Annotated in this window: 7 protein-coding genes; 4 read left to right on the top strand and 3 right to left on the bottom strand. The window is 61.8% G+C overall.

Features of this window, described 5'->3' with window-relative positions; all coding sequences use genetic code 11:
* The first annotated feature begins 79 nt into the window (after positions 1 to 79).
* From CLU90_RS23825 to CLU90_RS23815, 3 genes are all read left to right on the top strand, one after another.
* Entirely contained in the window at positions 80 to 2,860 is a 2,781-nt protein-coding gene (locus CLU90_RS23825; protein ID WP_092715985.1) for a TonB-dependent receptor, read from the top strand.
* Positions 2,861 to 3,202: 342 nt separating this feature from the next.
* On the top strand, positions 3,203 to 5,872 hold the full coding sequence (locus CLU90_RS23820) for a TonB-dependent receptor (protein ID WP_092715983.1): 2,670 nt from the start codon (positions 3,203 to 3,205) through the stop codon (positions 5,870 to 5,872).
* 357 nt (positions 5,873 to 6,229) lie between these two features.
* Positions 6,230 to 9,076 carry a TonB-dependent receptor gene (locus tag CLU90_RS23815; protein ID WP_092715981.1) on the top strand — a complete coding sequence of 949 codons (2,847 nt, stop codon included), beginning with the start codon at positions 6,230 to 6,232 and terminating at the stop codon, positions 9,074 to 9,076.
* Between the two features lie 89 nt (positions 9,077 to 9,165).
* Here CLU90_RS23815 and aroG read toward each other — a convergent pair whose 3' ends face one another.
* Positions 9,166 to 10,230 (bottom strand): 3-deoxy-7-phosphoheptulonate synthase AroG, encoded by a 1,065-nt coding sequence (aroG, locus tag CLU90_RS23810; RefSeq protein WP_092715978.1) that lies wholly within the window; start codon positions 10,228 to 10,230, stop codon positions 9,166 to 9,168.
* A gap of 495 nt (positions 10,231 to 10,725) precedes the next feature.
* Between aroG and CLU90_RS23805 the strand changes: the two genes are divergently transcribed.
* On the top strand, positions 10,726 to 13,569 hold the full coding sequence (locus CLU90_RS23805) for a TonB-dependent receptor (RefSeq protein ID WP_100429039.1): 2,844 nt from the start codon (positions 10,726 to 10,728) through the stop codon (positions 13,567 to 13,569).
* A gap of 140 nt (positions 13,570 to 13,709) precedes the next feature.
* Here the strand turns inward: CLU90_RS23805 and tldD are convergent, their stop codons facing one another.
* Together tldD and CLU90_RS23795 are read right to left on the bottom strand one after the other, a co-directional pair.
* The gene (tldD, locus tag CLU90_RS23800) at positions 13,710 to 15,170 is read right to left on the bottom strand and encodes a metalloprotease TldD (protein ID WP_092715974.1); all 1,461 of its coding nucleotides are present in this window, start codon (positions 15,168 to 15,170) and stop codon (positions 13,710 to 13,712) included.
* 20 nt (positions 15,171 to 15,190) lie between these two features.
* Positions 15,191 to 15,991 carry a carbon-nitrogen hydrolase family protein gene (locus CLU90_RS23795; protein ID WP_092715972.1) on the bottom strand — a complete coding sequence of 267 codons (801 nt, stop codon included), beginning with the start codon at positions 15,989 to 15,991 and terminating at the stop codon, positions 15,191 to 15,193.
* Positions 15,992 to 16,013 lie beyond the last annotated feature (22 nt).

The following is a 16,013-nucleotide window of genomic DNA, read 5'->3' as shown; positions in this document are numbered from 1 at the left end:
ATCACCCTGGCAAGGCTGTGCCGCACAAGGGCCGGCCGAGCACACTTTCGGAGTTCTGAGAATGATGATGGAAACAGTGATGTCCCGCTCCGTACGCCTTATTTTTTCGGGTAGCGTAGCAGCGCTTGGCCTGGGCATGATGGCGGCGCCGGCAATGGCGCAAGATGCCAATGTGCAACGGGTGGAAATTACAGGCTCAAGCATCAAACGGGCCACGGCCGAAACCGCATCGCCGGTACAGGTCATCACCCGCGACGACTTGATGAAATCGGGCAAGGCGACCGTCGCCGAATACCTGCAAACCCTGACCGCCGATGGCGCCGGCTCCCTGCCGACGGGCTTCGGTAACGGCTTTGCCGCCGGTTCCACGGCCATCTCGCTGCGCGGCCTGGGCGCCACCTCGACCCTGGTCTTGCTCAATGGCCGCCGCATGGCGCCGTTCGCGCGCGCCGATGACGGCCAGAAGAGCTTTACCGACCTGTCCACCGTGCCGATGCAGATCGTCGAGCGCATCGAAATTCTGAAAGACGGCGCCTCCTCGACCTACGGCGCGGACGCCATCGCCGGCGTCGTCAATATCATCCTACGCAAGGACTTCGAAGGCCTGACTCTGAAAGGCGACACGGGCATTTCCGGCGACAGCGACGCCAAACAGCACCGCGCCTCGCTGACCTTCGGCAAGGGCAACCTCGATACGGACAAATACAACTTCGTCGTCAATGCCGAATACACCAAATCGGACATGTTGATGAACAACGAGCGTGCCGGCCGCAAATGGATAGGCAAGGCCGACCTGCGTCCGTACGGCTATGCGATCAACACCCAGTTCGCCGGCGGCTACATCAATGGCACCAACGATGCGAATGCCGCGCCCACGGGCCTGATACGCGATCCCGTCACCAACAACTATGTGGCCCTGCCGGGCTGCTCCACCTTGTCCGTGTCTTCGCCGCAAGATCCGAAGGGTGGCTGTCTGTGGCACCACGACCAGTTCCGCTCGATGCAGCCGAAGATCGAATCGATCAACCTGTACACGCGCGGCACTTGGCAAGTCAATGCCGATACCCAGGTCTACGCGGAAGCGGGCTACTCGAAGCGCGATACGGCATTTACCCTGATACCGCCGTCGATCACGCCGACCATCGCCTTCCCGCCGAATGCCACCAGCCCGACTGGCGTCGTCAACTACGGTTCCGGCGCCGGCACCACCATCGTGCTGGCCGCCAACCACCCGCAAAATCCGTATGGCGTGCCCGTGCGCGTGCGCTACCAGGCCTTCGACGTGGGCGCCAGCACGCGCCAGGCCAACAATGAGTTCAACCGCATCGTGCTCGGCGTCAAGGGCAACGCCATGGGCTGGGACTACGATGCAGGCTATACGCATTCGGAATCGAAGCTGCACCTCGATTACAGCAACATGCTGAACATGGCCGTCGTCAAGGATGCGCTGGGCAATCCGAACAGCAAGTATTTCCCGTACTACATCGGCGCGCAGGCGGGCAAGAATCCCGCCTCGCTGTACGCGGCCATGGTGACGAACGCCACCTCCGATTCCACCACCAAGCTCGACATCATCGACTTCAAGGCCTCGCGCGAGCTGATGCAGTTGCCGGGCGGCGCCATGGGCCTGGCGATCGGCGCGGAACACCGCCGCGACAAGCTCGACAATCCATCGCTGTCGGGTACGGAAAACGGTTCCATCAACTCCAGCTACGTGGCGGCCAAGGGCGACAGCAAGGTCTCGGCCGTGTTCCTCGAAGTGCTGGCGCCCGTCATCAAGACGGTGGAACTGTCGGGCGCCTTGCGTTACGACAAATATGACCGTTTCTCGTCGACGACGCCGAAACTGGGCGCCAAGTGGACGCCGCTGAAAACCTTCGCCGTGCGCGGCACCTACTCGGAAGGCTTCCGCGCGCCGGGCCCGGCCGAAAGCAATGCCAATTCGCAATCGACGGGTACCTCGACCGTGAGCGATCCCGTGCGCTGCCCGGGCGGCACGAAACTGCCGGGCGCCAATGCCAGCGACTGCGAACTGCAAGTGGCGGCCGTCAAGATCGGCGACCCCAGCCTCAAGCCCGAGAAATCCAAGGGCTACACCCTGGGTCTGGTGTGGGATCCGTTCAACGATACCAGCCTGTCGCTCGATGCCTGGAAGATCAAGCGCGAAAACGAAATCAACCCGCTGCCTTACAACGAAGCGGCCGCCCTGCCGACCGCCATTCGCGCCGACAACAACCTGACCATCAACGGCGTCGTGGTACCGAACACGGGCACCTTGCTGATCACCAAGGCGCCGTACCGCAACTCCAGCTTCACGGAGATCAAGGGTATCGACCTGGACGTCAAGCAGCGCGTGCGCCTGGGCGACTACGGCCGCGCCACGTTCGGCCTGACCTGGACCCACATCGCCTCGTGGGTACGGGCCGAGTCGTCCACCGTGCGCTACCAGTTCGCCGGCACGCATGGCAACTGCGATACCTCCAACTGCGCTGGCACGCCGAAGGACAAGATCAATCTGACCGGTTCGTGGGACCTGGGCAACTGGAACGTCAGCGGCGTGCTGAACTACCGTTCGGATCTGAAGAACATCTTGTTTGAAGGCAAGCCGTGCGCGTCCAAGCTGGCCGATGGCACACCGGCGCCGAACGGTTGCAAGCTCGCCTCGTTCACCACGCTCGACCTGTCGACCCGCTGGAACGTCAACAAGCAGTTGCAATTGTTTGCCTCGATCAACAACGTGACTGACAAGATCGCGCCGCTCGACCCGCTGACCTACGGTGGCATGAGCTACAACCCGATGGATGCCAGCGGCGCCATCGGCCGCTACTTCAAACTGGGCGCCAGCTACAAGTTCTTCTAAGCACCCGCCATGCTGGCATGCGTGACTATCGCCATGCCAGCCACCCCAACGCCCGTTGCCCCGCAGCGGGCGTTTTTTATTGCCCGCCCGAAGCTCAGGCCGGGCACAGCCGTCTTTCTTAAAAATGCGGCACAAAATGCATCTTCTTTGTTTTAAATCAGTACCAAAAGCGCACTACGTTGTTTAGGCACACAAACCCGTTTGCCATGTTGACAAGGACTTTTGCAGCTCATTACAGTGGATCGCTTGAAAGGATATAAATACTTTTCAATGTTCTCGGTGCGCCAACCAGCGCGGCCGTTCTCGCCCTTCTAGCCAACCGCTTTTCCAGGAGTCTTGAACATGATCAGAGAAACACGCCTGTCCCGTTCCATCCGCTTGATCTGCACCGGCGGCCTTGCCGCCAGCCTGTTCAGCCAGCAAGCGCTGGCGCAAGAAGCCAGCGACACGAGCACCATGCAGCGCGTAGAAGTCACCGGTTCCTCCATCAAGCGCCTCGTCTCGGAAACGGCCACGCCGCTCTCCATCTTCAAGGCCGAAGATTTCGCCAAGCAAGGCTTGACGACGGCCCAGGAAGTCCTCAACAAGATACCCTCGAATGCGTCAAGCATGGGCAGCGGCAACGCCGTCGGCGGCAACACCAGCGGCTTGCCCACGGGTGGCCAGGCCAGCGCCGACTTGCGCGGCCTGGGCGGCGACAAGACCCTGGTGCTGCTCAATGGCCGGCGCATCGCCAACCATCCGTACGACGGCGCCAGCGTCGACCTGAACATCATCCCGATTGCCGCCCTCGAGCGTGTCGAAGTGCTGCGCGACGGCGCCTCGGCCATCTATGGCACGGATGCCATCGGCGGCGTCATCAACTTCATCACCAAACGCTCGGTCAACGTCACGAATATCACCGCCGAAGTCGTCGCGCCCGAACACAAGGGCGGCGGCGAACACCGCGTCAACCTGTCGACGGGTTTCGGCAAGCTCGACACGGACGGCTACAATATTTTCGGCGTGCTCGACTACCACAAGCAAAATGTGCTCACCTCGCAGGACCGCGATTTTTCGAAGACCGGCATCGTCCCCTCGCGCGGTCTGTCCATTACCAGCGGCACGACTTTCCCCGGCAATTATTTTGATGCAGCAGCCAACGGCGGCGACGGCCTGGCCGGCAATCCCTACGCGGCCAGCGGCTGTTTGCCCCCCTTGTCAGTGGCAGCCGCCAACGGCACCTGCCGCCAGGATTACACGCGCCAGATCGACAACTTGCCCGCCCAGGAACAAGTGGCCTTTTTCGGCAAGGGCGCCTTCAAGCTCGGTGGCGGCCACCTGGCCACGGTGGAATACCTGCATTCGGAAAACAAGGTGAAGGCACGCACGGCGCCGCCGCCGCAAACGGGCTTGATTCTGCCCAACACGAGCAAATACTATCCAGGCAATGCGGGCGGCGTGCCGGCCCAGCCGGGCTTGTCGGGCCAGCCGCTGAGCGTCAACTGGCGTCCCGTGGAAGCGGGCCAGCGGCAGATCGATTCGGACGGCAAGGCGGACCGCCTGGTGCTGGCCCTCGAAGGCGAACTGGCCGGCTGGGACTACAAGACGGGCCTGAGCCACGCGATCAGCAAATCATCGGAAAAATTCACCGGTGGCTATGTGCAGGATGCGAGCTTTGCCGCAGGCGTACTGAACGGCATCCTGAATCCTTTCGGCATGCAGGACGCGGCCGGCAAGACTTACCTGGACAGCACGGCCCTGCGCGGCGAAGTACAGAACGCCAAGGTCACCACCACGGGTTTCGACATCAAGGGCAGCCGCGACCTGATGCAGCTGGCCGGCGGCCCGCTGGCCATCGCCCTGGGCGGCGAACTGCGACGTGAAAAAGCCGACTTCAACGTCAACCGCGATATCGCCGGCCAGGCTGCCAGTTCCGGCTTGTCCGGCTCGCTGTCGAAGAGCGGTTCGCGCACGATCCAGGCCGTCTTCGGCGAAGTCAACTTGCCGCTGATCAAGGACCTGGAAGTGCAGCTGGCGGCCCGCTTCGACCATTACAGCGACGTGGGCAGCACCACCAACCCCAAGCTGGCCCTGCGCTACCAGGCCAGCAGCGCACTGGTGCTGCGGGGATCGGCCAGCACGGGTTTCCGTGCGCCCACCTTGTTTGAAAAGAATGCGCCGCCGTCGAAGAACGATACCAACGATTCCTACGACGATCCCATCCTCTGCCCGGGCGGCGTGCCGCAGCCGGGCGCCAATCCCCTGCGCGATTGCGATTTGCAGCAGTTCAAGCTGCAAGGCGGCAATGAAAAGCTGAAACCGGAAAAATCCACCACCTTCGCCGTCGGCTTCGTGCTCGAACCGGTCAAGGAAGTCACGCTTGCCCTCGATTACTGGAACATCCACCTGAAGGACAAGATTTCATCGTTGCCCGAGCAATCCATCTACGGCAACTACGAAAAATACAAGGCCCTGTTCCTGCGCAATCCCGACGGTTCGCCCTTCGCCATCCTCGACTTGAACGATAACCTCGGCGAAGTGAAAACCGACGGCATCGACGTCAGCCTGAATGCCCGCCTGGGACGCGGCGCGTATGGCGATTTCAGCGTGTCCGTCGATGGCACCTGGACCCACAAGTACGACTACCAGAACGAACGCGGCGGCGAATTCATCGCCAATGTGGGCCGCTACGCGGACAACAATCCCGTGTTCCGCTGGAAACATACGGCGGCGCTGAACTGGCGCATGGGCAACTGGGGCGCCACCGTGTCGCAATCGTTCAAGTCCGGCTACACGGATCAGAACCAGGTGGACCCGCAGTACCGCCACGACGTGCCCTCGTACAGCCTGCTGAACGTATCGGGCAGCTACTTGTGGAAAGGCTTGCTGCTGACGGCTGGCGTGAAAAACTTGTTCGACAAGGAACCGCCATTCTCGAACCAGGGCACCCTGTTCCAGAAAGGCTATGATCCGCGCTACACGGACCCGATCGGGCGCGCCTATTACCTGCGCGGCAGCTATACGTTCTAAGGGAGATTGGCAGAAACAGGGATCGACGGGGCGGCGCCGACAAGCGTTTGCCTGCAGCACCAGAGACGGCGCCAGCAGCGATGCTGTGCGCCGTTTTATTTTACGCGCCTGAGTGCGCCTGACAAGGGTTGGCGATATTTTATTCCTGAACTAATGCAAAAAAAATAGCAATATGTTGCATTTCGTCCAAAAAGTCCGCACGAAATTGACAATCTGAATCGTGAATGTTTTGATGAGGGCCCTGAAAATTTACAGAATTTTCATTGGTGGATTTGTAAAAAGGCAAATAAATTGTTAGTAAGCAACAAGTTATTTCAAAATAATTGCCGCCTTTATCACAATAACAAGGAATTTCAGATGATGATAGAAAATGTAATATCGCGGTCGCTGCGCCTGATGTTTGCTGGCAGTTTGGCCCTGGGCATGCACGCCGCATATGCGCAAGAAACAACAGATGGCACCATGCAACGCGTGGAAGTTACGGGTTCGAGCATCAAGCGCATCGCCTCCGAAGCGTCGCTGCCCGTGCAGTCATTCAATCAGAAAGACATCAAGAAAACCGGCGTCACCACGGTGACCGATTTCATCCAGCAAATTCCTGCGATGCAGGGCTTCTCCGTGGCCGCCGATTCGGTGGGCGGCGGCGGCGGCGGCGTCACTACGGCATCGATCCACGATATTGGCGCAGCCTACACCTTGGTGCTGCTGAACGGCCGCCGTATTGCGCCATCCAATTCCGGCACCACCATCGACTTGAATTCGATTCCCCTGTCGGCCATCGAGCGCGTGGAAGTGTTGACGGACGGCGCCTCGGCACTGTATGGCGCCGACGCCATCGCTGGCGTGGTCAACTTCATCCTGAAAAAAGGCGCATCGCCGCTGGAAATCAATGCCAAGTATTCGCGTCCCGAAGAAAAAGGCGGCGCCAGCAACTCGATTTCGATCAGCAAAGGCTTCGGCGACATCGACGAAGACGGTTACAGCATCTTCGTGTCGGCCAGCCATGATGAACAAAAATCGCTGAAAGCATCGCAGCGCAGCTTCGCAAAAAGCGGCATCATCAATTTCAATGATCCGAAGACCGGCAAGGCACTGCAATTCATCAACGGTTCCTCGCGCTCGGCGCCAGCCAATGCCAGCGTCAACTACAACCGTACCGATGCGAACGGCAATGTGGTGATCAACCCGGAAACCAACAAACCATTTGTCGACAGCGTCAACCTGGCCAATCCGTATGCACTGGCCCATGGCGGCAAATGCGCACCTAGTAATATGGACTTCTACGGCGATGGCAACTGCTATTTCGACTCGCCGTCGACCATCGAAATCAACCCGGAATCGAAGCGCGACTCGCTGTTCAGTTCCGGGAGCGTCAAGCTGGGCAAGACCGGCTGGCAGGGTTTCTACGATTTCGCATACACCGAAGCGAGCATCAAGGCCAGCATCGCGCCATACCCGGCAGATTTCTCCATTTCCGCGAATTCGCCACTGTTCAGCAAGTATCTGGCCCCGCAGTTGAGCCCATCGCAACTGGCCAATGCCGTGAGCGGTGTCGCCAAATACCGCCTGTCCGAAATGGGCAACCGCGTGTACGACTATGGCACCAAGGCCACCCACCTCGTCGGTGGCGTGGAAGGCAGCGCATTCGGCTGGGACATCAACACGGCCGTGACGTACTCGAAAAACAAGCAAACGCAGGACTACGTCAGTGGCTTCCCACTGTCCGACAAATTCAACGCCCAAATCGACGCCGGCAATATCGATCCGTTCGCCTACCCTGTGGGTTCCATGCCGGACGCCATGCGCCAGGCACTGCTGGGCACGGGCTTCAGCGGCACGTACAACACGCAAACCGTAGAAATGAAGGGCATTGACGGCCGTGCTTCGCGCCCTGTGTTCTCGCTGCCGGGCGGCACGGCCATGCTGGGCGTGGGCGCCGACTACCGCAACACCTCGTTCAAGGTGCAGCAGGCGGATGTCGCCAAGCAGGCGCAGATCCTGTTTGACAATGCGCAAGTCGACAGTAACTACGCACGCGACAATGCCGGCGCCTATGCCGAACTGATGATGCCGATTTCGAAAAAACTGGAAATGACCGGCTCGGTGCGTTATGACCAGATCGGCGCCATCGACGACAAGCTGACGGGCAAGACGGTAGGCAAGAAAGAAAACGCCACCACCTGGAAAGTCAGCGGCAAGTATTCCGCCACCAAGAGCCTGATGTTCCGCGCCGCTGCCGGCACCGGCTTCCGCGCCGCCAGCATGCAGGAAATCGCCGGCCCACTGGAAGACTGGGGCGTCACGGGCGGTAACTACCAATGCCCATTGACGGCGGCAAACGGCATGGGCGGCCATCCGCTGGCCAGCTACTGCAGCGGCGTGGGACGCCAGCAGTTCGAAGCCTTCCAGGGCGGCAACCCTGACCTGAAGCCGGAAACGTCGAAGCAATGGAGCATCGGTACCGTGTTCGAGCCGATCGACAGCCTGTCGATGTCGTTCGACCTGTGGAACGTGGAAATCCGCGACCAGGTGACCGCGGTGTCCGAAGGCCTGATCTTCAACGATCCTGCCAAGTACGCCAACCTGTTCACCACCAAGCACATCAGCTCGACGGGCCTCGACGTATTGGCCATCAAACTGCTGCCAATTAATATCGGCAAGGTGGAAAACCGCGGTATCGACTACGACTTCACCCACAAGATGAAGCTGCTGGACGGCCGTCTGACGAGCCGCCTGATGGGTACCTATTTGCTGCGTTCGCGCTACACGACGCCAGGCACCGATGACCAATGGGAAACCAGCCTGAATCGCTACGGTTCGAACGACAAGGTCAGCTTCCGCAACATCATCCGCGCCACCAGCACGTATGAGACGGCCAAGTTCACGCATACGCTGAGCGCCAGCTACCGCAACGGCTATATGGACAAGGAACAGACGGCTGACGATTGCGCCGTGATCGTGGCCGGCAGCCCTGGCGAATGCTATGGCATCCAGCTGGAAGTGCCGAGCTACACCACCTTCGACTTCCAGACGGCCTACCGTCCTATGAAGAATGTGGAAATCACGGGCGGCATCCTGAACATGTTCGATCGCAATCCGCCATTCACCCTGCGCAACACGGGTTCGCATCAAGTGGGCTACAACCCATCGTACTCGAGCGCCCTGGGCCGCCAGTTCTACCTGAGCGGTTCCTACAAGTTCTAAGCTGACGGCATCTGCTCTCGGCTGAAAACTGAAAAGCCCGGAAAGCTTAGCTTTCCGGGCTTTTTTTTCATGCTGCGCGCCACGTCACTTTATTCCGCGTCGCCCTTCAGGCGGCGCTGCTTCACGGCTTGCGCCAGGTTTTCCAGCACGGCCACGCTGGCGCTCCAGTCGATGCAGCCATCCGTGACGGATTGGCCGTAGATCAATTCCTTGCCGGGGATCAAATCCTGGCGCCCTGCCACCAGATGCGATTCCACCATCACGCCGACGATGCGGTCGTCGCCGCCCGCCACCTGGCTGGCGATGTCGGCGCACACGGGAATCTGGTTTTCCGGTTTTTTTGAGCTGTTCGCGTGCGAGGCGTCGATCATCAGGCGCGCCGCCAGGCCTTGCGCCGCGATGGCCTTGCAAGCGTCGTCCACGCTGGCCGCGTCATAGTTTGGCGTCTTGCCGCCGCGCAAGATGATGTGGCAATCCTCGTTGCCGTTGGTCGAGACGATGGCCGAGTGGCCGCCCTTCGTGACGGAAAGAAAATGGTGCGGCTGCGAGGCGGCCTTGATGGCTTCCACGGCGATTTTCACATTGCCGTCCGTGCCATTCTTGAAGCCGACGGGACAGGACAATCCCGACGCCAGCTCGCGGTGCACCTGCGACTCCGTCGTGCGCGCGCCGATGGCGCCCCAGCTGATCAGGTCGGCAATGTATTGCGGGCTGATCACGTCGAGGAACTCGGTGCCGGCCGGCAAGCCCAGTTCATTGATATCGCGCAACAGTTCGCGCGCCATGCGCAAGCCGTCGTTGATGCGGAAGCTGTTGTCCATGTACGGGTCATTGATCAGACCCTTCCAGCCCACCGTGGTGCGCGGCTTCTCGAAGTAGACGCGCATGACGATTTCCAGTTCGCCCGCGAAGCGCGCGCGCTCCTTGACCAGCAGGCGCGCGTATTCCATCGCCGCCTTGGTGTCGTGGATGGAGCAAGGACCGATCACCACCATCAGGCGGTCGTCCTGGCCGTGCAGGATACGGTGCAGGGCGATGCGGGCGCTGGCGGCGGTCTGTTCGGCTTGCTCCGAGCAGGCGAATTCGCGGATCAGGTGGGACGGCGGGGTCAATTCCTTCATTTCGCGAATACGCAAATCATCGGTGCGGGGCATCATTTTCTCCAAAATTTAAGGATGGGTAAAACATCTGGGTAAAAAAAAACCGCCATCGGTGGCGGTTTTTTAGAATTTGCTGGGATCTCGTTTTGCTGCTACGTGAACCGACCGCTACTCCACCGCCTTTGGGCTGGAATTGCTAAAGTAAAAATAAGCGGTAAAAAAGTGGCGAGCGAACATGCGAGTCATCCGTAAGTGATGAACGACTATAAACCTAAATTGCAAGGCTTGGCAAGCATATTTGTCGGTAAATCCGCATGCCGCCGCCGCTTTACACTGTAAAACACGTCAAAAAGCATAAAAAGTTGTGCGCTGCCGATACGCACCGGCTGGCTAACAACGCTGTGGCCGCCGTGGCGTGCACGCCACGCCAGTCCATTTTGACGCGGGTAAGCGGCGTACTACTGATGTAGATCGAATCCCGGCAAGGCGACACGGCCAAGACTGGAAGGTGTACCTCACCTTTTTCTGTCTGACCTTCCGGAGAATCGCATGATCTACAAAAAATCCGCCCATCCATCCTTTTCACCGCCACGCGTGGGCCTGGCACTGGCAAGCGCCCTGCTCGCCCTACCCGTCCTGGCCCAGGATGCCGCCCCGATTGCCCGCGTGGAAATCACCGGCTCGAACATCCGCCGCGCGCAGGCGGAAACGGCGTCGGCCGTGCAAACCCTGAACGCGGCCGACATCGAAAAATCGGGCAAGTCCAGCGTGGCCGAACTGCTGCAGACCCTGGCCGTCGACAACCAGGGTTCCGTGCCCACCACCTTCGGCAACGGCTTTGCCGCCGGCGCCTCCGGCGTCTCGCTGCGGGGCCTGGGAACGGCCTCGACCCTGGTGCTGCTCAATGGCCGCCGGGTGGCGCCGTATGGCCTGGCCGACGATGGCCAGAAAGTATTTGCCGACCTGAACATCATTCCCCTGGAAGCGGTGGAGCGGGTGGAAATCCTCAAGGATGGCGCCTCGGCCATCTACGGTTCGGACGCCATCGCCGGCGTGGTCAACGTGATCCTGCGGCGCGACTACCAGGGCACGGCCATCAAGGGCAATTACGGCAAGACGAAGGAGTGGGACGGGCGCGACGCGCGCGCCGCCATCACGCACGGCTTCGGCGACATCGACAGCGACCGCTACAACGTGCTCCTGAACCTCGAATACAGCGAAAAGGCCGCCATCTGGAACCGCGACCGGGCCGGACGTGGCGCCGTGGGCCGCAGCGACTTGCGCGACCTGGGTTTCAGCGCGCAAGAGTCGCTCAGCGGCGCGGGCGCCATCACCACCAACAACGCGGCCGGCAGCGCCGTCAACGGCAACGTGCGCAATCCCGACACGCTCGACTACTACAACCGCGGCAATCTGGCCGGCGCGGGCTTTACGCGCACCTTCCCCGGCGCCGCCTGCGGCAACTTCACCACGCATCCGCAGGGCGACCCGGGCGGCGGCTGCCTGACCGATGCCGCGCAGCAGTACGGCCAGATCCAGCCGAAACAAAAGAATATCAATTTCTTCGGCCGCGCCGCCTGGCAACTGACGCCAGCGTTGCAGACGTATGCCGAATTGAACCTGTATCACAGCGAATCGAACTCGGCCACCACGCCATCGACGGTCAGCGGCTCGGTCGGCTACCCGGGCGGCCCCGTCAGCAATGCGGGCGTGTCGCTGGGCGCCGCCCATCCCGACAATCCGTATTTCGGCACGGCGGCGCGGCTGCGCTACCTGGCGGCCGACGTGGGGCCGCGCCTGTCCGAAGTCGATTCCACCTTCACGCGCTTTGTCGCCGGCATCAAGGGTACCGTGGCGGGCTGGGATATCGACAGCGCCCTGCTGTATTCGCAGAACAAGGTGTCGAACGACTTGAACGGCTACCTGCAGCGCGACGTCGCATTCGCCCTGCTCAACCCGACCGCCGCGACTGTGGCGGCGGCCAGCCTGAACCCCGCCTACGCGGCCCTGCCGGCCGGCAGCCTGTGGCGCATCGCGGAAAATGCGGGTCTCAATTCGCCCGAGCTGTACGGCGCACTGTCGCCGCGTATCTCGAACGACGCCAAGACGCATATCGCGCAGATCGACTTCAAGGCCAGCCGCGAGGTGGCCAAGCTCGACGGTGGTAGCCTGGGCGTGGCCGTGGGCGCCGAATTCCGCCACGAATCGACGGAACTCAAGCCCACCACAGGGACGGAGCGGGGCAATATCATCGGCCTCGGCTATTCCGCCTACAAGGGTAGCCGCAACGCCTCGGCCATCTATGCCGAAGTGCTGGCGCCCGTGCTGAAAACCGTGGAACTGTCGGGCGCCCTGCGCGCCGACCATTTCACCGACGTGGGCAATTCCTACACGCCGAAGGTGGGCGTGAAATGGACGCCCATACGCGAACTGGCCTTGCGCGGCACCTTCGCCAAGGGCTTCCGCGCCCCCAGCGCGGCGGAAAACGGCGTCGGCGGCCTGGCCGCGTTCTCCACCGCCAGCGATCCGCTGCGCTGCGCTCTGGGCGTGGAAGTGGCGTGCGATCCCGCGCCGATCGCCGTCATCACCTCGCCCAATCCCAACCTGTCACCCGAGCGTTCGCGCAGCTATTCCGTCGGCGCCGTGTGGGACCCGCTGCCGCGCAGCAGCATTTCCGTCGACCTGTGGCAAATCCGCCGCAAAAATGAAATCAATCAGGAGCAGACGGATGCGGCCATCGCCGCCGGCAACGTGGCGCGCGACCCGTCGACGGCCACGGGCATTCCCGGCGATCCGGGCGCCATCACGGCCGTGCTGGCCAACTATGTGAATTCGGCGCAAACGACGGTGCGCGGCATCGATATCGACGCCCGCCAGCGCTTCAACCTGGACAACGGCTATGGCAGCCTGACCTTCGACCTGAAGTGGACGCATCTGTACAAATGGCTGCGCACGGAACGCGATGGCACGCAGCGCGATTTCGCCGGCACGCATGGCAATTGCGATGTATCCAACTGCATGGGCACGCCGGACGACCGCATCAACTTGGGCGCCACCTGGGAACGCCAGAACTGGCGGGTCACGGCCAACGTCAACTACCGCGCGCCGCTCGACAACATCCTGTTCAAGAATGACCCGGACGGCTGCGCCACGCATTTCGCCGACGGCACGGACGCGCCGCGCGGCTGCCGCATCGCCTCGTTCACCACGGTGGACCTGACGGCCCGCTGGCTGGCCACGCCCAAGCTGGAAGTGTTTGCGACGATACAAAACCTGTTCGACAAAATCGCCCCGCTCGATCCGCTGACCTATGGCGCCACGGGCTACAACCCGCTCGACTACGCGGGCGCTGCGGGACGGTTCATCAGTGCGGGGGTGAAGTACAAGTTCTGAGAAATAGCGGTGGTGTCGGGTTACGCCCTTCGGGCTAACCCGACCTACGCGATCAGCATGGCAGAAATGTAGGTCGGATTAGCGGGGCGCAGCCGCGCGTAATCCGACACCGTTGTTGGCCGCGCAGTGCCCGAAAAAAATCAGGCAGTCCCGCCAACCGTAATGCCATCGAGCCGCAAGGTCGGCTGCCCCACGCCCACGGGCACGCTCTGCCCTTCCTTGCCGCACACGCCCACGCCCGAGTCCAGGCGCATGTCGTTGCCGATCATGGAGACGCGGTTGAGCACGTCCGGGCCATTGCCGATCAGGGTCGCGCCCTTGACCGGGTAGCTGAGCTTGCCGTTTTCGATCATGTACGCCTCGCTGGCCGAGAAGACGAACTTGCCGTTCGTGATGTCGACCTGGCCCCCGCCAAAGTTGACGGCATACAGACCGTTTTTGACGGACGCGAGGATCTCGCCCGGATCCTTGTCGCCGCCCAGCATGTACGTATTCGTCATGCGCGGCATGGGCAGGTGGGCGAACGATTCGCGGCGCGCATTGCCCGTCACGGGCATCTTCATCAGGCGCGCATTCATCGTGTCCTGGATGTAGCCCTTCAGGATGCCGTCCTCGATCAGAGTCGTGCACTGCGTGGGATTGCCCTCGTCATCAATATTCAGGGAACCGCGCCGACCGGCCAGGGTGCCGTCGTCGACCACGGTGACGCCCTTGGCGGCCACGCGCTCGCCGATACGTCCCGAAAACGCGGACGAACCCTTGCGGTTGAAATCGCCTTCCAGGCCATGGCCGATGGCCTCGTGCAGCAGGATGCCGGGCCAGCCCGGTCCCAGCACGATGGTCATGGGACCGGCGGGCGCGGGACGCGCTTCCAGGTTCACGAGGGCCGAATTGACGGCATCCGTCGCATATTGTTCCAGCACGGCATCGCTGAAATAGTCATAGCTGAAGCGCCCGCCGCCACCGGCCGAGCCCGTTTCGCGGCGGCCATTCTGTTCCGCGATCACGGTCAGCGACACACGCACCAGCGGACGGATATCGGCCGCCAGCACGCCGTCGCTGCGCAGCACGAGTACCACGTCGTACTCGCCGGCCAGGCCCGCCATCACTTGCACCACCCTGGGATCTTTCGCGCGCGCCATCTTTTCCACGCGTTCGAGCAGCTGCACCTTGGCCGTGGCGTCGAGCGAGGCGAGCGGATCGTCGGGCAGGTACAAGGAACGCCCGCCCTGCGCAAGCATCTGGCCCGCGATCTTGATCTTGCCGGCACCGGCGCGCGCAATCGTGCGCGTGGCCGCCGCCGCTTCCAGCAGGGCCCGTTCGGAAATGTCGTCGGAATACGCAAACGCCGTCTTGTCGCCGGACACGGCGCGCACGCCGACGCCCTGGTCGATGGAAAAACTGCCCGTCTTGACGATGCCCTCTTCCAGGCTCCAGCCTTCGCTCTTGGTCGACTGGAAATACAGGTCGGCATAGTCGACCTTGTGCGTAAACATCGTGCCCAGGGCGTTGAGCAGCTTGTCTTCATCGAGGCCGAACGGCGTGAGCAGTATCTCGCGCGCCACGGCCAGGCTGGACAGATTGGGTTCAAATGGGATCATGGCTTTTCTCAACATTCAATTTACATGGTGCGGTGTGTGAGTGCCGGCAAGGACTCGCGCACGCCGGCCAAAAACACCAGGTCGATCTCGCCGCTGACCACGCCCTCGCCTTCGGGCAGCACGGCGATCACTTCACCCCACGGGTCGATCAGCATGCTGTGGCCCCAGGTGCGCCGGCCGTTCGGATGCAGGCCGCCCTGCGCCGAGGCCAGCACATAGCACTGGTTTTCGATGGCGCGCGCGCGCAGCAGCACTTCCCAGTGGGCGCTGCCCGTCGTGTGGGTAAACGCGGCCGGCACGACGATCAGCGCGCAATCGCCCATGGCGCGGTACAGCTCGGGAAAGCGCAGGTCGTAGCAGATGGACAGGCCGACCCGGCCGAATGGCGTCTCGATCGAGCGCACCTGCGCACCGGGCACGATGGTGCGCGATTCATTGTACGACTCGGTGCCGCGCGTAAAACCGAACAGGTGGATCTTGTCATAGCGGCCGGCAGGCTCGCCTTGCGGGTCGTACACCAGCGTTGTATTGAGGACCTTGCCCGCCTCACCGGAAATCAGGGGCAAGGTGCCGCCGATCAGCCAGATGCCGTGCTGGCGCGCCATCTGCGCCATGCCGTCTTGGATGGGGCCGCTGCCGGGCTGTTCCGCATGGGCCAGCTTGTCCGTTTCCTGCTTGCCCATGATGGCCCAGTATTCGGGCAGCACCACCAGCTGCGCGCCACCGGCGGCGGCCTGCGCCACCAGGCGCCGCGCCGTGGCCAGATTGTCTTCCACGGAAGGCGAGGAAATCATTTGTACTGCTGCGACTGTATGCATCATTGCCACCTCTTCTCCATTCGAA

The organism is Janthinobacterium sp. 67 (genome assembly GCF_002797895.1).
Classification (GTDB): Bacteria; Pseudomonadota; Gammaproteobacteria; order Burkholderiales; family Burkholderiaceae_D; genus Janthinobacterium.
This window is presented reverse-complemented; position numbering and strand designations above follow the sequence as displayed.